The organism is Pseudomonas aeruginosa, assembly GCF_001457615.1.
In the GTDB taxonomy this organism is placed as follows: domain Bacteria; phylum Pseudomonadota; class Gammaproteobacteria; order Pseudomonadales; family Pseudomonadaceae; genus Pseudomonas; species Pseudomonas aeruginosa.
In genome coordinates, this window is sequence record NZ_LN831024.1 from 1792651 (window position 1) to 1813009 (window position 20359).

Annotated in this window: 15 protein-coding genes and 1 pseudogene; 12 read left to right on the forward strand and 4 right to left on the reverse strand. The window is 64.4% G+C overall.

Going from position 1 to position 20359, the window contains the following annotated elements; all coding sequences use genetic code 11:
* Positions 1 to 41 precede the first annotated feature (41 nt).
* Together AT700_RS08290 and AT700_RS08295 are read right to left on the reverse strand one after the other, a co-directional pair.
* Entirely contained in the window at positions 42 to 512 is a 471-nt protein-coding gene (locus tag AT700_RS08290) for a MaoC family dehydratase (protein ID WP_003091647.1), read from the reverse strand.
* Complete coding sequence (locus AT700_RS08295) at positions 509 to 1459, reverse strand: alpha/beta hydrolase (RefSeq protein ID WP_048520873.1); 951 nt, start codon at positions 1457 to 1459, stop codon at positions 509 to 511. The genes AT700_RS08290 and AT700_RS08295 overlap by 4 nt, the downstream gene beginning before the upstream one ends.
* A 246-nt stretch (positions 1460 to 1705) precedes the next feature.
* On the opposite strand from AT700_RS08295, the gene fadD2 reads away from it, so the two are divergent.
* The 4 genes and pseudogenes from fadD2 to hrpA all read left to right on the forward strand — a co-directional run bounded on the left by fadD2 (position 1706) and on the right by hrpA (position 9802).
* Positions 1706 to 3394 (forward strand): long-chain-fatty-acid--CoA ligase FadD2, encoded by a 1689-nt coding sequence (gene fadD2, locus AT700_RS08300; RefSeq protein WP_003091644.1) that lies wholly within the window; start codon positions 1706 to 1708, stop codon positions 3392 to 3394.
* Between the two features lie 233 nt (positions 3395 to 3627).
* Positions 3628 to 5315 (forward strand): annotated as a pseudogene (fadD1, locus tag AT700_RS08305) (long-chain-fatty-acid--CoA ligase FadD1).
* A gap of 122 nt (positions 5316 to 5437) precedes the next feature.
* Positions 5438 to 5647, forward strand: a complete 210-nt coding sequence (locus tag AT700_RS08310) for a hypothetical protein (protein WP_003105496.1) — start codon at positions 5438 to 5440, stop codon at positions 5645 to 5647.
* A 174-nt stretch (positions 5648 to 5821) separates the two neighbouring features.
* On the forward strand, positions 5822 to 9802 hold the full coding sequence (gene hrpA, locus AT700_RS08315; RefSeq protein WP_023085444.1) for an ATP-dependent RNA helicase HrpA: 3981 nt from the start codon (positions 5822 to 5824) through the stop codon (positions 9800 to 9802).
* Positions 9803 to 9874: 72 nt separating this feature from the next.
* On the opposite strand, the gene phoA is transcribed toward hrpA, so the two are convergent.
* Positions 9875 to 11305: an alkaline phosphatase gene (phoA, locus tag AT700_RS08320; protein ID WP_003112133.1), complete on the reverse strand. Its 1431-nt coding sequence runs from the start codon at positions 11303 to 11305 to the stop codon at positions 9875 to 9877.
* 204 nt (positions 11306 to 11509) lie between these two features.
* On the opposite strand from phoA, the gene AT700_RS08325 reads away from it, so the two are divergent.
* The 7 genes from AT700_RS08325 to AT700_RS29275 all read left to right on the forward strand — a co-directional run bounded on the left by AT700_RS08325 (position 11510) and on the right by AT700_RS29275 (position 19324).
* Positions 11510 to 11947: an HIT family protein gene (locus AT700_RS08325; RefSeq protein WP_003105490.1), complete on the forward strand. Its 438-nt coding sequence runs from the start codon at positions 11510 to 11512 to the stop codon at positions 11945 to 11947.
* Positions 11948 to 12175: 228 nt separating this feature from the next.
* Positions 12176 to 14242: a type VI secretion system tip protein TssI/VgrG gene (gene tssI, locus AT700_RS08330; RefSeq protein WP_048520875.1), complete on the forward strand. Its 2067-nt coding sequence runs from the start codon at positions 12176 to 12178 to the stop codon at positions 14240 to 14242.
* Between the two features lie 9 nt (positions 14243 to 14251).
* Positions 14252 to 15067: a DUF4123 domain-containing protein gene (locus tag AT700_RS08335; RefSeq protein ID WP_003107607.1), complete on the forward strand. Its 816-nt coding sequence runs from the start codon at positions 14252 to 14254 to the stop codon at positions 15065 to 15067.
* Entirely contained in the window at positions 15064 to 15585 is a 522-nt protein-coding gene (locus AT700_RS30245; protein ID WP_053092451.1) for a DUF3304 domain-containing protein, read from the forward strand. Before AT700_RS08335 ends, AT700_RS30245 begins: the two co-directional genes overlap by 4 nt.
* A 163-nt stretch (positions 15586 to 15748) precedes the next feature.
* A complete protein-coding gene (locus AT700_RS30580) occupies positions 15749 to 15841 on the forward strand; it encodes a DUF3304 domain-containing protein (RefSeq protein WP_369597348.1) in 93 nt (30 codons plus the stop codon).
* A gap of 265 nt (positions 15842 to 16106) precedes the next feature.
* Positions 16107 to 16661 (forward strand): DUF3304 domain-containing protein, encoded by a 555-nt coding sequence (locus AT700_RS08340; RefSeq protein WP_048521759.1) that lies wholly within the window; start codon positions 16107 to 16109, stop codon positions 16659 to 16661.
* A gap of 14 nt (positions 16662 to 16675) precedes the next feature.
* Positions 16676 to 19324, forward strand: a complete 2649-nt coding sequence (locus AT700_RS29275; protein ID WP_078801549.1) for a T6SS phospholipase effector Tle1-like catalytic domain-containing protein — start codon at positions 16676 to 16678, stop codon at positions 19322 to 19324.
* Between the two features lie 38 nt (positions 19325 to 19362).
* Here the strand turns inward: AT700_RS29275 and AT700_RS08355 are convergent, their stop codons facing one another.
* Positions 19363 to 19776, reverse strand: coding sequence for a hypothetical protein (locus AT700_RS08355; protein ID WP_003104441.1), 414 nt, complete (start codon positions 19774 to 19776; stop codon positions 19363 to 19365).
* 79 nt (positions 19777 to 19855) lie between these two features.
* On the opposite strand from AT700_RS08355, the gene AT700_RS08360 reads away from it, so the two are divergent.
* Positions 19856 to 20359: a cysteine hydrolase family protein gene (locus AT700_RS08360; protein WP_003119669.1), complete on the forward strand. Its 504-nt coding sequence runs from the start codon at positions 19856 to 19858 to the stop codon at positions 20357 to 20359.

A 20359-nucleotide genomic window follows, 5' to 3' on the forward strand; every position in this document is an offset into this window, starting at 1 on the left:
AAGTCCGCCGGGCCGGATGGCCCGACGGTAGGGAAAGCCGCTCAGCCGATGCTGATCGGCGGCAGTTCGGCCAGCTCGACGCTGAGCTTCTCTTCCGGCGCCATGATCTCCGCTTCGCCGTCGACCACCTGCTTGCCTGCCTGGTTGAACACCCGCGTGGCCATGCGCACGCGGTTCTTCGGCAGCTTCTCGAGGACTTCCAGTTCGACCTTCAGGTCGTCGCCGAGCTTGACCGGACGGGTGAAGCGCAGGGTCTGGCCGAGATAGATGGTGCCTGGGCCGGGCAGCACGGTGGCGATCGCCGCGCTGATCAGGGCGCCGCTGAGCATGCCGTGGGCGATGCGTTCCTTGAACTGGGTGGTGGCCGCGTAGGCGGCGTCCAGATGCACCGGGTTGCGGTCGCCGGAGACTGCGGCGAACAACTGCAGGTCGCGCTCGGCGATGCTGCTGGTGTACTCGGCCTTTTGCCCGACCTCTAGCTCGGCGTAGGGAATGTTCTGGACCTGGCTCATGTTCTCTCCTTTGTCGAATGATCCCGGCGGTGGCGCAGGGCCTGTTCCAGCCAGTCGATCAGGTCTTGGGTGACCGCGTCGCGGTTGCTCTCGTTGAACAGCTCGTGACGGGCCTCGGGATAGGTCTTCAGGGTCACCTGGCGCAGCCCGGCACCGCGCAGGGCGTCGGTCAGGTCGCCCAGGCGCTTGCCCTGGCTGACCGGGTCGCGTTCGCCGCCGATGATCAGCAGCGGCAGGTCGGCATCGATCTGCCGCAGGTGGGTGGGCGGGGTGATATCGGCCAGGCCGCCGAGCAGGTCCACCCACAACTGGTTGCTGCAGCGGAAGCCGCACAGCGGGTCGGCCACGTACCTGTCGACTTCCTGCGGATCGCGACTGAGCCAGTCGAAGGCCGTGCGATTGGGCTTGAACGCCTTGTTGAACGAGCCGAACGAGAGGAAGTCGATCAGCGCGCTCTTGCCCAGCGGCCCCTGGCGCCAGCGCTCGAAGCGGGCGATCAGGCGGGCGACCCGGTAGAGCGCTTGCGGCTGGTAGTTGGAGCCGGAAAGGATCGCCCCTTGCAGGCTGCAGCTGTGGTGCAGCAGGTAGGCCATGGAGATGTAGCTGCCCATGCTGTGGCCCAGCAGGAAGATCGGCAGTTCCGGGTGCTGCTGGCGGATATGGTGGTTCAGGCTGGCCAGGTCGCCGACCACCTTGCCCCAGCCGCCCTGGTCGGCGAAGTGGCCCAGCTCGTCGGCTTCGGCGGTCCGGCCGTGGCCGCGCTGGTCGATCGCATAGAAGTGGTAGCCGGCAGCGTTCAGCGCGGCGGCGAGACGCTCGTAGCGACCGGCGTGCTCGGCCATGCCGTGGGACAGCATCACCGCGCCGACGGCCGTTGCGCTCGGCCAGTGGCGGGTGTACAGCGGGGTTTCGTCGCTGGCGGGGAGCCAGTAGGCAGCGGCGGGCATGTTCGTTCCTTGTGCCGGACGGACGCGTTCCGGCGCATTCTAGCAGCGTACGCGGCTTCGTCCCGCAAAAGCGCCACCCTTGGGCACGGGCCGCTCTGGAATGGCGGGCGGCGAAGAGCGACAGGCTGGAGATTCACACTATCAATAAGGGCAGGAGGAGTATTTGCGCTGTCCTACGCAACTGCTAAGTTGCCCGATGCCCCGCACATGCGGGCCAGACCCGCTCAGGTAAGAGGACAAGAATAAATGCAACCTGAATTCTGGAACGACAAACGCCCGGCCGGCGTACCCGACAGTCTCGACTTCGCCGCCTACCGTTCCGTGGTCGAGGTCTTCGAGCGCTCCTGCAAGAAATTCGCCGACCGCCCGGCCTTCAGCAATCTCGGCGTGACGCTCAGCTACGCCGAACTCGATCGTCTGTCCGCCGCCTTCGCCGCCTACCTGCAGAAACAGACCGATCTCCAGCCCGGCGACCGCATCGCGGTGCAGATGCCCAATGTCCTGCAATATCCCATCGCGGTGTTCGGCGCCTTGCGCGCGGGGCTGGTGGTGGTCAACACCAATCCGCTGTACACCGCCCGCGAAATGCGCCACCAGTTCAAGGACGCCGGCGTGCGTGCGCTGGTCTACCTGAACGTGTTCGGCAAGCTGGTCGAGGAAGTGCTCCCGGATACGCGGATCGAGTACCTGATCGAGGCGCGCATGGGCGACCTGTTGCCGGCGCTGAAGGGTTGGCTGGTGAACAGCGTGGTGAAGTCGGTGAAGAAGATGGTCCCCGATTATCGCTTGCCCCAGGCGCTGCCGTTCAGGCAGGCCTTGAAGCAAGGCCAGGGCCATGCCCTGCAGCCGGTCAGGGTCGGCCTGGAGGATGTCGCCGTGTTGCAGTACACCGGCGGCACCACCGGGGTCTCGAAGGGGGCGATGCTCACCCACGGCAACCTGGTGGCGAACATGCTGCAGGTCCACGCCCAGCTTTCCCAGCTCGGCAAGGATGGCCTGCCGCTGATGAAGGAGGCGCAGGAGGTGATGATCGCGCCGCTGCCGCTCTACCACATCTATGCCTTCACCGCGAACTGCATGTGCATGATGGTCAGCGGCAACCATAACGTGCTGATCACCAACCCGCGCGACATCCCCGGTTTCGTCAAGGAACTGAAGAAGTGGCGTTTCTCCGCGCTGCTCGGCCTCAACACCCTGTTCGTCGCGCTGATGGAGCACCCCGGGTTCAAGGACGTCGATTTCTCCAACCTGAAGCTCACCAACTCCGGCGGCACCGCACTGGTCAGCGCCACCGCCGAGCGCTGGAAGGGCGTCACCGGCTGCACCGTGGTGGAAGGCTATGGCCTCACCGAATGCTCGCCGGTGGTGACCACCAACCCCTACGGCGAGCAGGCACGCCTGGGTACGGTGGGGATACCGGTCGTGGGCACGGCGCTCAAGGTGATCGACGAGCAGGGCAACGAGCTGCCTGTCGGCGAACGTGGCGAACTCTGCGTGAAAGGTCCGCAAGTGATGAAGGGGTACTGGCAGCGTCCCGAGGCCACCGAGGAGATTCTCGATGCCGAAGGCTGGCTGAAGACCGGCGACATCGCGGTGATCGACGAGGACGGCTTCGTGCGCATCGTCGATCGCAAGAAGGACCTGATCCTGGTCTCCGGCTTCAATGTCTACCCCAACGAGATCGAAGACGTGGTGATGGCCCATCCGAAGGTGGCCAGTTGCGCGGCAGTGGGCATTCCCGACGAGAAGTCCGGCGAGGCGGTGAAGCTGTTCGTGGTGGCCCGCGACCCCAGCCTGTCGGTCGAGGAACTCAAGGCCTACTGCAAGGAAAACCTCACCGGATACAAAATTCCGCGACAGATTGTGCTCAAGGATGCATTACCGATGACGCCTGTGGGTAAAATCCTCCGTCGTGAGCTGCGCGAAATCGCCTGATAGCCTTACAAGGCTCTGAAACGGGCATTTGCCGGGGACAGGAAAGACCGTGACCGAGACTAATGTCTCGGTCATTTTTTGACCGAATAGGTCATGTTTGGTGCTGGTCTGCCTCTGGCAAAGCTGATAATCTCGGCGCGCCTAATAGCCCTGGGTCCAGGGTTAGCGAGCAGATCACAACAAGATGCCGCCATGAGCGGTGAAGATTAGCTGTTGCTTAGGAGTGGGCTTCCATGATCGAAAACTTCTGGAAGGACAAGTACCCAGCGGGTATTGCTGCCGAGATCAATCCCGACCAGTACCCGAACATCCTGTCGGTACTGAAGGAGTCCTGCCAACGTTTTGCCACCAAGCCCGCGTTCACCAACCTGGGCAAGACCCTGACCTACGGCGAGCTGTACAAGCTGTCCGGCGACTTCGCCGCCTACCTGCAGCAGCACACCGATCTCAAGCCCGGCGACCGCATCGCCGTCCAGTTGCCCAACGTCCTGCAATACCCGATCGTGGTCTTCGGCGCCATGCGCGCCGGCCTCATCGTGGTCAACACCAACCCGCTGTACACCGCGCGCGAACTGGAACACCAGTTCAACGACTCCGGCGCCAAGGCGGTGGTCTGCCTGGCCAACATGGCCCACCTGGTCGAGGGCGTACTGCCGAAGACCGGCGTCAAGCAGGTGATCGTCACCGAAGTCGGCGACATCCTGCCGCCGCTGAAGCGCTTCATCGTCAACTTCGTGGTCAAGCACATCAAGAAGATGGTGCCGGCCTACAGCCTGCCGCAAGCCACCAAGCTGACCGACGCGCTGGCCAGGGGCGCCGGCAAGTCGTTCCAGGAAGCCGCGCCGCAGGCCGACGACGTCGCCGTGCTGCAATACACCGGCGGCACCACCGGGGTCGCCAAAGGCGCCATGCTGACCCACCGCAACCTGGTGGCCAACATGTTGCAGTGCAAGGCGCTGATGGGCGCCAACCTCAACGAGGGCTGCGAGATCCTCATCGCGCCGCTGCCGCTGTACCACATCTATGCCTTCACCTTCCATTGCATGGCGATGATGCTCACCGGCAACCACAACATCCTGATCACCAACCCGCGGGACCTGCCGTCGATGCTCAAGGACCTCGGCCAGTGGAAGTTCACCGGCTTCGTCGGCCTGAACACCCTGTTCGTCGCCCTGTGCAACAACGAAACCTTCCGCAAGCTGGACTTCTCCGCGCTGAAGCTGACCCTCTCCGGCGGCATGGCGCTGCAACTGGCCACCGCGGAGCGCTGGAAGGAAGTCACCGGCTGCGCCATCTGCGAAGGCTACGGCATGACCGAGACCGCGCCGGTGGTATCGGTCAACCCGTTCCAGAACATCCAGGTCGGCACCATCGGTATCCCGGTGCCCTCGACCCTGTGCAAGGTGATTGGCGACGACGGCCAGGAAGTGCCCCTGGGCGAGCGCGGCGAACTCTGCGTGAAGGGTCCGCAGGTGATGAAGGGCTATGGCAGCGCCAGGAAGCCACCGACGAGATCCTCGACGCCGATGGTTGGCTGAAGACCGGCGATATCGCCATCATCCAGGAAGACGGCTACATGCGCATCGTCGACCGGAAGAAGGACATGATCCTGGTCTCCGGCTTCAATGTGTATCCGAACGAACTGGAAGACGTGCTGGCGACCCTGCCGGGCGTCCTGCAGTGCGCCGCGATCGGCATCCCCGACGAGAAGTCCGGCGAGTCGATCAAGGTCTTCGTGGTGGTCAAGCCGGGGGCGACCCTGACCAAGGAACAGGTCATGCAGCACATGCATGACAACCTGACCGGCTACAAGCGGCCGAAGGCCGTGGAGTTCCGCGACAGCCTGCCGACTACCAACGTCGGCAAGATCCTGCGCCGCGAACTGCGCGACGAAGAGCTGAAGAAAGCGGGCCAGAAGTAAGTCCGCCGTTGCCTGAAGAAGCCCCGCCGATGCGGGGCTTCTTCGTTGCAGGCAGTCGGTTGCGGGGTGAGTGGGCCTGTGCGGACGTGCCGGCAGCGCATCACCTGCCGGAGGAACCCCCCATGGCCCGCCTCGATCCTGCCCTGGCCGAAGAAATACGCCGTCTGCCGATCAGCCGGCGTCTGGAACTGACCCAGGCATTGCTGCATCGCGCCGGCCCCGAGGTGGAGCGCCAATGGCCGCCAGTGGCCGAGGATCGCCTCGCCGACTGCCGGGCGGGCACCGCCGATGCGCTGCCGCTGGCCGAGATGCTCAAGCGACTGGGGCGCTGAGAGGGCCATCGCCCACCTGCAGCGTCGGCCGTATCGCGGCAGCGAGCGTTAACTGGGATTCGTCCTCTTCCGCTCAAATCTGCGACAATTCCGAATATTTTTCGCCTCGGCAGTGGCCGGAGCTTCTCCCGTCCTCCGCGACTGCGGCACGCTCACAGCATTCGAAAAGCCTAGATGACCGACCAGACTCCTTCCCTTGACCAACTCGTCCGGCGCCTCGACCAGGCCCAGATCAGCGACCGCCACCGCTTGCGCCGGCAGCTCCACGAACTGCGCAAGCAGCCCGACGACGCGCGCCTGGCGCAGTGGGTCGAGCGCTTCCAGACCTCCTGCGCCAAGGTCGAGGCGCGGCGCGCCAGCGTGCCGGCGATCCGCTACGACGACAGCCTGCCGATCGCCGCCAAGCGCGACGAGATCAAGGCCGCCATCGCCGCCCATCAGGTGGTGGTGATCGCCGGCGAGACCGGCTCGGGCAAGACCACCCAGTTGCCGAAGATCTGTCTGGAGCTGGGTCGCGGCATCCACGGCCTGATCGGCCATACCCAGCCGCGTCGGCTGGCGGCGCGCAGCGTGGCGACGCGGGTCGCGGAAGAGATCGGTACGCCGCTGGGCGCGCTGGTCGGCTACCAGGTGCGCTTCGAGGACCAGAGCGACGACAGCACCCTGGTCAAGCTGATGACCGACGGCATCCTCCTGGCCGAGACCCAGCATGACCGCTACCTGGAGCGCTACGACACGCTGATCGTCGACGAAGCCCACGAGCGCAGCCTGAACATCGACTTCCTCCTCGGCTACCTGAAGACCCTGTTGCACCGGCGTCCGGACCTGAAGCTGATCATCACCTCGGCGACCATCGACCTGGAGCGTTTCTCCCGGCATTTCGACGGCGCCCCGGTGATCGAGGTTTCCGGCCGCACCTATCCGGTGGAGACCTGGTACCGGCCGCTGGCGGCGGAAACCGACGAGGAGGGCAACCGGGTCGAGGACGACCTGTCGGTGGACCAGGGCATCCTCGCCGCCCTCGACGAGATCGCCGCCCACGAACGCGAGGTCGGCAAGCGGCCCGGCGACGTGCTGGTGTTCCTCCCCGGCGAGCGGGAGATCCGCGACGCCGCGGAGATGCTGCGCAAGGCCAACCTGCGCCACACCGAGGTGCTGCCGCTGTACGCGCGACTGACCCCGGCCGAGCAGCAGAAGATCTTCCAGCCGCGCCCGGGACGCAAGATCGTGCTGTCCACCAACGTCGCGGAAACCTCGCTGACGGTGCCGGGCATCCGTTACGTGATCGACAGCGGCACCGCGCGGATCAGCCGCTACAGCTACCGCGCCAAGGTCCAGCGGCTGCCCATCGAGGCGGTGTCGCAGGCCAGCGCCAACCAGCGCAAGGGCCGTTGCGGACGGGTCGAGCCGGGCATATGCGTGCGTCTCTACAGCGAGGAGGACTTCAACGCGCGTCCGGCCTTCACCGACCCGGAAATCCTCCGCACCAACCTGGCCGCGGTGATCCTGCAGATGCTGCACCTGCGCCTCGGCGACATCGAGGCGTTCCCCTTCATCGAGCCGCCGGACGGCAAGGCGATCAAGGACGGCTTCACCCTTCTGCAGGAACTGTCGGCGGTCAACCGCGAAGGCCAGCTGACCCCGCTGGGGCGCCAACTGGCGCGCCTGCCGATCGACCCGAGGCTGGGCCGCATGCTGCTGGAGGCGGCCCAGCAGGGTAGCCTCGAGGAAGTGTTGACGGTGGCCAGCGCGCTGTCCGTGCAGGACCCGCGCGAGCGTCCGGTGGAGCGGCAGCAGGCCGCCGACCAGGCGCACGCGCAATGGAAGGACCCGGATTCCGACTTCGCCGCGCTGATCAATCTCTGGCGTGGCTTCGAGGAGCAGCGCCAGGCGCTGGGTTCCAATGCCCTGCGCAGCTGGTGCCGGAAGAACTTCCTCAACTACCTGCGCCTGCGTGAGTGGCGCGACGCCCACCGCCAACTGACCCTGATCTGCCGCGAACTGAAGCTGCCGTTCGGGCGTCCGGCCAAGGCCGAGGCGCGCAAGCCGGAGGCGAAGAAAGGCGCGTCGGCCGACAACGAACGCGAGGTACCGGGGATCGATTACGCGGCGGTCCACAAAGCGATCCTGTCCGGCCTGCTCAGCCAGATCGGGCAGAAGGCCGAGGAAGGCGACTACCTCGGCGCTCGCCAGCGACGTTTCTGGATCCATCCGTCCAGCGGCATCGCTCGCAAGCGCCCGCAATGGATCATGGCCGCGGAACTGGTGGAGACCACCAAGCTGTTCGCCCGAATGGTCGCGAAGATCGAGCCGGACTGGCTGGAGCCGCTGGCTGGGCACCTGATCAAGACCAACCACTTCGAGCCGCACTGGGAGAAGCGTCGCGGCCAGGTGGTGGCGTTCGAGCAGGTCACCCTCTACGGCCTCATCGTCATCGGTCGACGTCCGGTGCACTACGGTCCGATCGACCCGCCGGTGGCGCGCGAGCTGTTCATCCGCGAAGGCCTGGTGCGCGGCGAGATCAACAGCCGCGCCAAGTGCCTGAGCGCCAACCGGCAGTTGCTGGAAAAGCTCGACGAGCTGGAAGCCAAGGCGCGCCGGCGCGACATCCTGGCCGACGAGGAAACCCTGTTCGCCTATTACGACGCGCGCCTGCCGGCGGATATCTACCAGACCGCCAGTTTCGAGAAATGGTACGCCCGCGAGCGGCAGAACCAGCCGGACCTGCTGCTGATGCGCGAGGAAGACGTGCTGGCCCGTGAAGCCAGCGAAGTCACTGCGGCGCAGTACCCGGATCGCCTGCGCCTGGGCGACCTGCACCTGTCGCTGAGCTACCAGTTCGAGCCCGGCACCGCGCGCGACGGCGTCACCGTGCGGGTACCGGCGCCGCTGCTGCCGCAATTGCCGGCCGAACGCATCGACTGGCTGGTGCCCGGCCTGCTCTACGACAAGGCGGTGGCGCTGGTGCGCAACCTGCCGAAGGCGATCCGCAAGAGCTTCGTGCCGGTACCGGACTTCGTCCGCGCCGCCCTGGAGCGCATCACCTTCGGCGAAGGTTCGCTGCCGCAGGCGCTGGGCCGCGAGCTTCAGCGCATGACCGGCGTGCGGGTAGCCGACGAGGCCTGGGCCGAGGCGGCGACGCAGTTGGACGATCACCTGCGGATGAACATCGAGGTGGTCGACGCCCAGGGCAAGTTCCTCGGCGAGGGCCGCGACCTGGCCGAACTCACCGCGCGTTTCGCCGAAGCCAGCCAGGCGGCCCTGGCGATACCCCAGGCCGACAAGGAACAGCAGCGTCCGGTGGAGGCCAAGGCCTTCGCCAGCGTCGCCGAGAAGGCCCAGCAGAAGGTCGCCGGATTGTCGATGACGGTATACCCGGCGCTGGTGGAGGAGCAGGGCGAGGTCAAGGAAGGGCGCTTCCCGACCCAGGCCGAGGCCGACTACCAACACCGCCGCGCCCTGCAACGACTGCTGTTGCAGCAACTGGCCGAGCCGGCCAAGTACCTGCGCGCCAAGCTGCCGGGGCAGACCGAGATGGGCCTGCTGTACCGCGAGCTGGGACGGGTCGAGGCGCTGGTCGAGGACATCCTCCTGGCCAGTCTCGACAGTTGCGTGCTGCAGGGCGAAAGCCTGCCGCGCGACGGCGCCGCCCTGGCCGCGCTGGCCGAGCGCAAGCGCGCTGCCTGGAACGAGCACGCCGAGCGCCTGGCACGCCTGGTGCTGGATATCCTCAAGCTCTGGCACGGCCTGCAGAAGCGCTTCAAGGGCAAGGTCGAGCTGGCCATGACCGTGCCGCTGAACGACGTCAAGGGCCAACTGGCCAATCTGGTGTATCCGGGGTTCGTCCGCGCCACCCCGCTGGAGTGGTTGAAGGAGTATCCTCGTTACCTCAAGGCCATCGAGCAGCGCCTGGACAAGGTCGCCGGCCAGGTCCAGCGCGACCGGGTGTGGAGCGGCGAGCTGGGCGAACTCTGGGCGCAATACCAGGCGCGTCTCGCCAAGCACGCCCAGGAAGGCAAGCGCGACGCCGAGTTGCAGGTGTATCGCTGGATGCTGGAGGAGTACCGGGTCTCGCTGTTCGCCCAGCAACTGGGAACCCGGCTGCCGGTCTCGGACAAGCGCCTGGCCAAGCAGTGGAGCCAGGTCGAGGGCTAGTTCCAGGGATACCGCGCGAAATGAAAAAGGCGCGCCGGTCGAAACCGGCGCGCCTTTTTCGTTCTGGTCCGATCAGTCGCGCAGGTTCAGTGCGCGACGGATGGTGAAGAACAGGTCGGTCTGGTCGGTCAGGCCGGTGACATTGGCGGCCTGCGGGCCGTAGGCGGCGATGCGCAACTGGGTGCCGGTGTGCTCCTGGGAGCCTTCCTCGGAGTTGCCGTAGCTGATCGCCAGCGGCGCGCCGTCCTTGGTCGTGAGCAGTTGGGTCAGCCCCGGCGCGGCGGTTTCCGGCGGGATGATCTGGCTGGAGTGGGCGTGGTCGGCGGTGACGATCACCAGGGTCTCGCCATCGGCCTTGGCGAAGGCCAGGGCCTTCTGCACGGCTTCGTCGAGGTCGACGGTCTCGCCGATCTGGCCGCACGGATTCGCGGCGTGGTCCTGCTTGTCGATGGACGCGCCCTCGACCTGCAGGAAGAAGCCGTTCGGATTGTCCTTCAGCAGCTCGATGGCCTTGCTGGTCATTTGCGCCAGGGTCGGGATGTCGGCGGTGCGCTTCGGGTTCGCCTCGCAGCTCACCGCCGGCTGGTTCAGGTTGCCGTGGTAGGTGGCGGTCGGACCGAGCCAGCGCACCGGCATGTTGCCCGGCGCGAACAGGCCGATCAGCGGCTGCTTCTGGTTGGCGCGGCGCACGGCTTTCAGCTCGTCGAGGTTCTCGACGATCCGGTAGCCGCGGGCTTCGGCCTGGGCGCGGAGGGTCTTGCCGGCATAGCGGCCAGCCTTGGCGGTTTCCGCGAAGGTCGCGGCGCCGCCGCCGAGAACCACGTCAGGGCGGGTCTTCAGCCACTGCTCGGTGATCGAGCCGGCGCCGCCGTTCTCCAGGGCATTGCTCGGGCACTGCTTGCTGGTGGCCTCGGGACCGTAGCACTTGCGAGCGGTGACGTGGGCGAGCAGGGCGGCGGGGGTGGCGTCCTGCAGCTCGGCGGTGGAGACGTTGCCGGTGGCCTTGCCGTTGAGCTTGGCCAGCTCCAGCAGGTTGCGGTGCGGCTGTTCGTGGATATCCACGCCGATCGCGCCGTTGTACGACTTGACCCCGGTGGTCCAGGCGGTGGCGGAGGCGGCGGAATCGGTCACGTAGTCCGGCAGGCCGCTGTCCTTGTGCAGGGAGTAGTGGGTGTACTGGCCGGTCAGCGGCAGCGCATCGATACCCTTGAAGTAGCCGCCCGCGCCGCGCGCGTAGTTGCGCGCCACGGTGATCTCGGAGTCGCCCATGCCGTCGCCGATCAGCAGGATCACGTTCTTCGCCTTCTTCTTCGACAGCGACTGCTTCAGGGCCTGGGTCAGGTCCTGCTCGACGCGCCGTGCGCCGCCGTACTCGCTGAGTTCGCCACGGGCCTGGCGGTTGAACAGCGACGGATCGTCCTGGCGCGCCTGGGCCGGCAAGGCGCTGCCGAGCACGGCCATGGAGACGGCAAGAGAGAGGGCGAGGGGATAACCTGGGGTCATGACGCATTTCCCTATGTTGAGGAGGTGGCTGTGCGAGACGGCAGGGCCATCCGGCGAGTGCTACGAAAGTAGGGAAGGGTGATGACGGGCTTGTGACAATTTCTTTCGAAGTGTGTGGCGCGCGCGACGCATCACGTCGTGACGAGCGGGGAGCGAGCCGGTATGGTGCGCAGGTCTATTCCGGTTCGTTCAAGGAAAGCCTCCATGAGTCTGCACGGCGTTTACGATTCCCAGAACATCTTCGCCAAGATCATTCGCGGCGAAGCTCCCTGCTACAAGGTCTACGAAGACGAGGACGTGCTCGCCTTCCTCGATCTGTTCCCGCAGTCCTACGGGCATACCCTGGTGATTCCCAAGCACGCCGAGGCGCGCAACCTGCTCGAGATCGATGCGCAGAACCTGGCCAAGGTCATGGCCGTGGTCCAGCGCCTGACCCGCGCCCTGGTCGAGGAGGTGCAGCCGGACGGCGTGCAGGTCGCCCAGTTCAACGGCGCCCCCGCCGGGCAGACGGTCTTCCACATCCATTTCCACGTCATCCCGCGCTTCAGCGGCGAGAATCTCGGCATCCATGCGGCGAAGCAGGGCGACCCGGAAGTGCTCGCACAACTTCAGGAGCGTTTGGCGCAGCGTCTGCAAGGCTGATTGCGCATGGGCCGGCCCGGTTCGGGGGCGGTCCTTCGCTCGTCGGATTTTTCTGAAATATTTTGTTACATACTGTCGAGGGTCAGGCGCGCCGCGGTTTTCCGGCGATGTGCGCAACAATTTGCACAGTTTTTTTGACGTAGCATCCGCGACATCCCGCTCTTCGGAGCGACCACGGCGAACAGGGACGCCAGCCGTGCAGGTTTTTCGAGCAACAGGGGACAGCGGATGTTCAACCCGGCCAACCAGACCCACTTCAGCCTCAGCCTCGACGGCCTCCGTCACGACCTGCAGGTTCTCGAATTCAGCGGCCACGAAGGCATCAGCCGGCCCTACCGCTTCGAACTCGAACTGGTCAGCGAGCGCGCCGGCCTCGACCTCGAAGCGCTCATGCACCGGCCCGCCTTCCTCGCCTTCACCCCGCAGGGCCAGGGTGTCCACGGCCTGGTCTACGGCGCTGCCCAAGGCGATGCCGGCAAGCGCCTGACCCGCTATCGCCTCACCCTCGTCCCACACCTGGCCTACCTCGCCCAGCGCAACAACCAGCGGATCTTCCAGCACCTCACGGTGCCGCAGATCGTCGCCCTGGTCCTCGAGGAGCACGGCATCCTCGCCGACGCCTACCGCTTCCAGCTCGGCACCCGGTATCCCGAGCGCGAATACTGCGTGCAGTACGACGAAAGCGACCTGCATTTCGTCCAGCGCCTCTGTGCCGAAGAGGGCATCCATTTCCATTTCCGGCACAGCGCCGAGGCGCACCTGCTGGTGTTCGGCGACGACCAGACGGTGTTCCCCCGCCTGGGCCGTCCCACCGCCTACGTGCACGACAGCGGGCTGGTCGCCGACGAACCGGTGATCAAGCGCTTCAGCCTGCGCCTGGCCAGCCGCACCACGCGCACCACCCGCCGCGACTACGACTTCGAGAAGCCGCGGCTGCTGCTGGAGGCCGGCAACCGCCCCGCTGCCGACGCCCCGGCCGAGCCGGACCTGGAGGACTACGACTACCCCGGTCGCTTCGTCGATCGCCAGCGCGGCAAGCTGCTCAGCCAGCGCGCCCTGGAGCGCCACCGCGCCGACCGGCGCCTGGGCGAAGGGGTCAGCGACCAGCCGCTGCTGGTCAGCGGGCACTTCCTGGAGATCGCCGAGCACCCGCGCGCGGAGTGGAACGACCTGTGGCTGCTCAGCGAAGTCTTCCACGAAGGCAAGCAGCCGCAGGTGCTGGAAGAGAACGTTACCTCCGACACGTCGGCCAGCACGGACGACTTCCAGCAGGGCTACCGCAACCGCTTCCTCGCGACGCCCTGGGAGGTGTTCTTCCGCCCGCCGCTGGAGCACCCGAAGCCGCGCGTGCTGGGCAGCCAGACCGCGGTGGTGACCGGCCCGCCAGGCGAGGAAATCCACTGCGACCGCTACGGCCGGGTCAGGGTGCAGTTCCACTGGGACCGCGAGGGCCAGGGCGACGACAAGAGCAGTTGCTGGCTGCGCGTAGCCAGCGGTTGGGCCGGCAACGGCTATGGCGGCATCGTCATTCCGCGGGTCGGCATGGAAGTGCTGGTGGACTTCCTCGAAGGCGATCCCGACCAGCCGCTGGTCAGCGGCTGCGTCTACCACGCCGCCCACCCGGTGCCCTACGAGTTGCCGGCGAACCAGACCCGCAGCGTCTTCAAGAGCCTCAGCAGCCCTGGCGGCGGTGGCTACAACGAGCTGCGCATCGAGGATCGCAAGGGCCAGGAACAGATCTTCGTCCATGCCCAGCGCGACTGGGACGAGAACATCGAGCATGACCAGAAGATCCGCGTCGGCCACGAACGCCACGACACCGTGGAGGCGAACAGCTACAGCGAGTTCAAGGCCGAGGAGCATCACACCGTGCACGGAGAGCGCAAGGTCGAGCTGAAGGCCGATGACCACCTGACGGTCGGCGACAGCCAGCACGTGAAGCTCGGTCGTGCCTACCTGGCCAGGGCCGGGCGCGAGATCCACCTGAAGGCCGGGCAGAAGATGGTGATCGAGGCTGACAGCGAACTGACGGTGAAGGCCGGCGGCAGCTTCATCCGGCTCGACGCAAGCGGCATCGCCATCAGCGGCCCGCTGGCACGGATCAATGCAGGCGGCGCGCCGGGAAGCGGCTCGGGGATCGCGATCAAGATGCCGCGGGTGCCGGGCATGGCCGACCAGGACAGTTCCGGCGCGCCACCCGAGGCGGTCGCGGCCAACCTGCCGCCGCGGCAACCGGTCTGCGAAGAGTGCCTGCTACAGGCGAAGAAAAGAGGCCAGGCGCTCGCCGAGCGCTGAGGAACCGCGATGACGCCGAACCCCCGCCATTGGGCCCGCGAGCTGTGGCAGCGCTCCCGCGATCGCGGCTTGCAGACCCACATCGATGTATTGGTCGATGCCACCGGGCTGGACGACTATCCCTTGCTCGCCGAGCATGCGCGGCAAAGCGATCCTCCAGCGCTGTTCAAATTGCTGGAGCAAACCCCGGAGGCCGCCCTGGCCGACGAGGGCCCGCTGCTGCTGCGCCTGGAAGACGGCCACGCGGCCTGGCTGGACGAACTGCTCGAACGCATCGACTGCCGCCGCCACCTGATGCTCCTGTTCAGCCCCTGGCCGTTGCCGCGCCTGGGCGAGCACCTGCGCAGCTGCACCCAGGCCGAGTGGAACCAGGGCCGTTCCAGCGGCGTACTGCGTTTCTACGAGCCGGGCCTGTTCATGGCCGTCAGCGACATGCTCGATCCCCGGCAGAGCCGTTACCTGCATGCCCCGGTTTCCAGCTGGCACTGGCTGGACCGCGACGGCCGGCCGAGGGCGCTGGCCGGTCATTACCAGGCCCATGAGACGCCGCCGCTGCAAGCGGCCCTCCGCCTGGAAGCGCACCAGGTCGCTGCCTTGCGCGCCTGGAGCGAGGCCGAAGCCTACCGCCGCGAATACTTCGTGCTGCCCCGCGAGCATGGCCTGGGCAGCCAGGAAAGCCTGCTCCAGCATCTGGTCCAGGCGCACCTGGCCGCCGACCGCCAGGGCTTGCAGGACTTCGACCAGCGCGATGCCTTCGTCGCCCAATGGCTACGCGAACAGACCCCCGGCCCCGGCTTTTCCCCGGCGGGAACGAGTCGCGCATGAACGGGCGCGGCATCGGCCTTCCCGCCCTGCTTCCGGGGCCCCTGCTGGCCACGGGCTGCCAGAGCGGGCCGGACATGCTGGCGGCGCCGGTGATGGGTTACAACCATACGTCCGCGGCGATCAATTGGTTTTCGGTGAATGGGGCGGGTGGACCTCGTTTAGGCCCTTATCAGGGGGATGGTAGCCAGGTTTGTTGCGGAGTGATTCCAAAGAAGTGGAATCCAAATTTGAAAGCTGTCGTGGAATGGGAGAAAGATCCCAAACCGCACGCCGCTATAAGGCGAGATAGATATGGACGGCTGGATAAAGATGATTACTTGAGACATGCCTCAAGCTACACCCGACACAAGATGATCGTGGATATACCTAGATATAGTGAAAAAATATGCCTGTTGCAGGAGCATTTCCTCCCGTGCGACCAGGTCGCGGTCTCAACAACCTATTACAGCCAGGGGCATCCAGAGTATCCAGATAGAAAGTATTTTCAGAAGAGAGAGCCTTCATGCAAAAGCTCTTGAATGCAAAGGGGTTAAGGACACCTGATTGGCTGATTGCTTTACTGATAGGTTTTTTGTTTTTAAAAGCGTGCCAGGCAGGCCCTGATATGGTGTCTACTCCTATCGGAGGATACAACCATACTTCGGCGGCTATTAACAGATTCAGTGTAAATGGTGCTGGCGGATTAAACCTTGGTCCATTTCAGGGGGAGCAGGGCAGGTATGTTGTGGTGTCGTTCCTAGAGTTTGGAAGTCGGGCTTGAAGGCAACCGTATAGTGGGGGGTGGTTCCTGAGCCAGGGGCTTATAAAGACTGGCCGGAAAGATATTTTCAGATGGCTGGAGAAAACGTATGAGAGAGCATGGGCTCTTGTATATTCGTCATAAGGAAGCCGTCGATATACCTCCTTGTGATAGTAAGGAGATTTGTTCGCTAAAAATACACTTTCTTCCATGTGATAAGGTTGCTACTTCAGCTGCCTGTTATACGCCGTTTCATCCTGAATATCCGAATAAAGGTTGCTTTGATATGAGGGGTATGTCATGCAGAAGTTGATGAGCTTGATCTGTGTGGGAAATAAAAATTCCATTGGGCTGGTGGTTTTTCTCAGCACCTTCTTTGGGCTGGTGGCATGCCAGGCTGGGCATGAAGTGCTGTCTGCACCTATCATGGGTTACAACCATACTCCGGCGGCGATTAACGAATTTACGGTGAATGGTGCTGGCGGACCGAACTTAGGTCCTTATCAGGGAGATGGTAGTCAAGTTTGTTGTGGGGTAATTCCAAAGAGATGGAATCCAAATTTGAAAGTTATTGTGGAATGGGAGAAGGATCCAAATCCCCGTGCCGTTATAAAACGAGATAAATATGGGCGGTTGGATGAGAGTGATTATTTGAGGCATGCCTCAAGTTACACCCGTCACAAGGCGACTGTGAATGTGCCTAGGTATGATGAAAAGGTGTGCTTGCTGCAGGTGCACTTCTTGCCGTGTGACGAGGTGGCTGTTTCTACGACTTGTTATGGGCCGAATCATCCAAAATATCCTGATAAGGCCTATTTCGAGATGAGAAAGTCAACGATATGTCCGGCTAACTGAAGGCAGGTGGGAAGATGCCTAATTTTGGATTTCATATAGCACCCACCCATCCTGTGGCAGGGCGCCTGATTTATGATTCTAAAAAATTATCAGAAAATATATTAAAGCAGCAGAGCGATGAACGGGTTTTTTCAAGGGCGCAAGAGCAAAAAAGGCTTTCTGAAGGTGACGTAGTCGGTGGTGCGCCTTGCTGTAAAGCTATCCATATTACACTTGGTTTTGATGGGACTAATAATAACGATAAGGCTGATGGTTCATCGGTTTCTCCATCTTGCAGTAATGTCGCTAGGCTAATTCATGCAAGTATTGGGAGCGGCGATGATATAAACAGTAGGGGGATTTTTAAGTACTATTGCCCAGGTGTGGGTACGGTGTTTCCGGATATTAAAGAATTTACGCCTTCAAACATGGGATTAATTGGTGCTGAGGGAGGCGAAAATCGAATAAACTGGGGGCTGGTTCAGTTAGTTGATGCTCTTTTCTATACTTTATTAAAAAGTAGGCTTAAACTAAATGAGGTTCAGGGCCTAGTAGAAGAAATGTCCACTAACTGGACCGTCAGTACGCTCACTGGTGGTTTATTGGAAAACGGCGAGAAAAAACGCCGAACTGCCTTGGAGCCAAAACTCAAGGAACTGGAAGAAAAGCTTCGACAGCGTCAGAACTCTGGACAGAAACCGCATATCCTGGCCATGCGCTTGTATGTCTACGGATTCTCCCGTGGGGCGGCAGAAGCACGAGCCTTTGCCAACTGGCTGCAGGAGCTAACCCGGGTCAGCGATGCCGATGGTCGGGTGGAATATCGCTTTGCCGGTCTGCCGATCTCGATCGAGTTCCTCGGCCTTTTCGATACCGTGGCGGCAGTTGGGCTGGCGGATAGTGCGCCGTTCGCTGCCGGGCATATGGATTGGGCCGATGACACCATGCGCCTGCCCGATGAGGCCCTCTCCCAGTGCCTGCCGACCATCCTGCCGGAAGACTGTTCTTTTCTGAAACGTTGCGTGCATCTGGTTTCCTGTCATGAGCAGCGTGCCAGTTTTCCACTCGATTCGATCCGCCGTCGTGACATGGATGCCAACGGACGTCGGACGGGGCCCTCCTGCTACCGGAAGTGGACGGTGGAATATGCTTATCCTGGTGTTCACTCGGATGTTGGTGGCGGTTATGGCGTCGGCAACCAGGGGAAAGCTGTGGGAGGTTCGGAATTTCTACTATCCCAGATAGCGTTGCAGCATATGTATGCGGAGGCTTTCGAGGCAGGTGCTCCTTTGCAAGTTCCAGCACCTGCCGTCCATCCAGACTTTCATGAAGAGTGGCGGGTAATGGTGCCCAAGATTGAAGCGGAGTTCAGCGTCTCCGAAGAACTCGCCACCCGTTTCAACGCCTGGCAGGCCCAGGCCAAGGCCGGCCCCCTGGAAGAGGTGATCCGTCGCGAGACCGCGTTGATCACCGCCTGGCGCATCGACCGCTATGCCGGCGGGCTGCGCAACAAGGCGTTCTTCGCCAATGTCCCGCCGGACATGCCGGAAGCCCAGCAGAAGGCCTGGGAGGCCCTGCACAAACGGCGTAGCCGGGAGTACGCGGCCGCCCAGCAGGGCAAGCCGCTCCCGCCGATGAGCGCCGCCGAACAGGCGGAGTGGGATCGCAACGTGGCGCTGATCGGCGGCGAGGACAAACTGCGCGACCTGCGGGTGGAGAAGCAGTTCGATCCGCCGCTGGACCAGCGCCAACTACTCGGCGCCGCCGCCGAGTTCGCCCATGACTACAAGGGCGACTGGGGCGTGCTCGACGACGGCATGACGGTGGGCGGAGTGATCGACCTGCTGCTCGGCGGCACCGTATTCCTGATCAACGAGGAAGACGAAGCCGAGGAATACAGCCAGATCCACCGCGACGGCAGCGCGCGCTACCACCAGTTGTTCAGCGCTCCCGACCGGGTGGTGCCGGGCCAGGAAAAGCTGGTGGCGCTGTTCGACGAACAGGTGCACGACTCCCGCGCCTGGTTCATGAACACTTCGGCGATAGGCCCGCGAGAACCCTTCACCGACTACTTCCGCTATCGCCTGGTGCATTTCGACAACGAGTCGAACAAGCGGCTCTCGGTACTGGCCACCGCCGGGCGGGTGGTAGGCGTAGGGGTGATGCTGGCCAGCGTCGGCCTCAGCGTCAAGCGTCGCGATCCGCGGATGCTGCTCGGGCTGTTCCTGCCATCGCTGGCGCGTCCGCTGCTGAGCGGCAAGGTCGGCCTGCCGGAGATCAGCGCCTTCGACCCGCTGACCGGGATCGCCTTGCCGATGGTCGGCGGGGCGGCGCTGGACAACCTGCGGGCCTTCACCCGCGAGCCTGGCGACAAGGTCGAGCAGATCGGCCAGTTGCCGCCACCGCCGCCGCTGGCGGTCGCGGCGGTGCAATCGCCCGCATTGCAGCAGGTGCTGCTGGCTCAGCAGACCGTGGAGGCGCTCAACGCGCGCGACCTGGGCAGCCTGGCCGGGCTGGTGGCCAAGGCCGAACTCACCCAGGCGCCCGCGGCGGCGACGCCGGCCTGGCTCGCCGAGGCGAAGCAGGCCTTGCAGGACATGGGTACGGAGCAGGCGCAACCGCCGGACCCCGGCTCGGCGCCGGGCTGGCTGCAGCGCGGCAAGGACCTGATGGAATCGCTTTGAACCTCGACCGGCGAACGCGGCCGACCTGTCGCCCCGGATCATTCGGTGCGGATGTCGAACCCGCTGCTGGCCTCGCTGACGATACGGAAGCGCGCGTTGCCGTCCGCGGCGATCCGGGTTCTCAGCTCGCGGTTCAGCAGGCCCTTGCCGCAGAGAGTGTCGTCCTGGGTATCGATGCCGATACCGACCACATGCTCGCCCGCCGGCACCTGGAAGCTGGCTTCCTCGCCGACGCCGATGCGCGCGGCGACCTGGCGGTCGATAAGGAACGCCACGTAGCAGCCGCCGCCCAGGTAGCCATAGTCGCGGTGGACTTCCAGCCGGCCGCCACCGCTCACCGGTTGCTGGTAGCCGAGCAGGCGTTCGGCGGGGATCGCCCGGGTCTTCTCGGCGGGAACCGAGGAACAGCCGGCCAGGAGGAAAAGGATCGCTACGGCGTACATCGGGCGCATGAAGGCTCTCCGTCGAAAGGTTCCCTCAGGCTAGCCCAGTTTCGCTGGAGCGCGGAGCGACGGGGCGGAGTGGGCTAGAATGCCTGGCCTGTTCTTCCGGAGCCGACTACCGATGCGCCAGGCCCTGCTGATCGTCGACGTGCAACCCTGTTTCGCCCCGCCGGACTGGCTGCTGGAAGGCATCGGCCAACTGCTCGGGCGGATGCCCTCGGTGGCCAGCGTCGAGCGCCATGACGAATCCCGTACGCCGTTCCAGCGCCAGCTCGGCTGGCGACCGCCGCTCGACGATGCCTGCCTGGTGGCGGCCGACCGGGTCTTCGTCAAGCATGGCTACCTGCCGACGGCGGAACTCGTCGACCATCTGCGTGCGCTGCGAGCGGAACGGGTGCTGGTATGCGGCATCCAGGCCGACACCTGCGTGCTCGCCGCCGGCTTCGCCCTGTTCGACGCCGGCCTGCAACCGACCCTGATCGGCGACCTGGTGCTCGGCTCCTCGCTGGATCGCTCGGGGGAGCTGGGTGTGCGCCTGTGGAAGCATCATTTCGGCCAGGTCGTCAGCCTGGCCGAGGTGCTGGCGGATTGA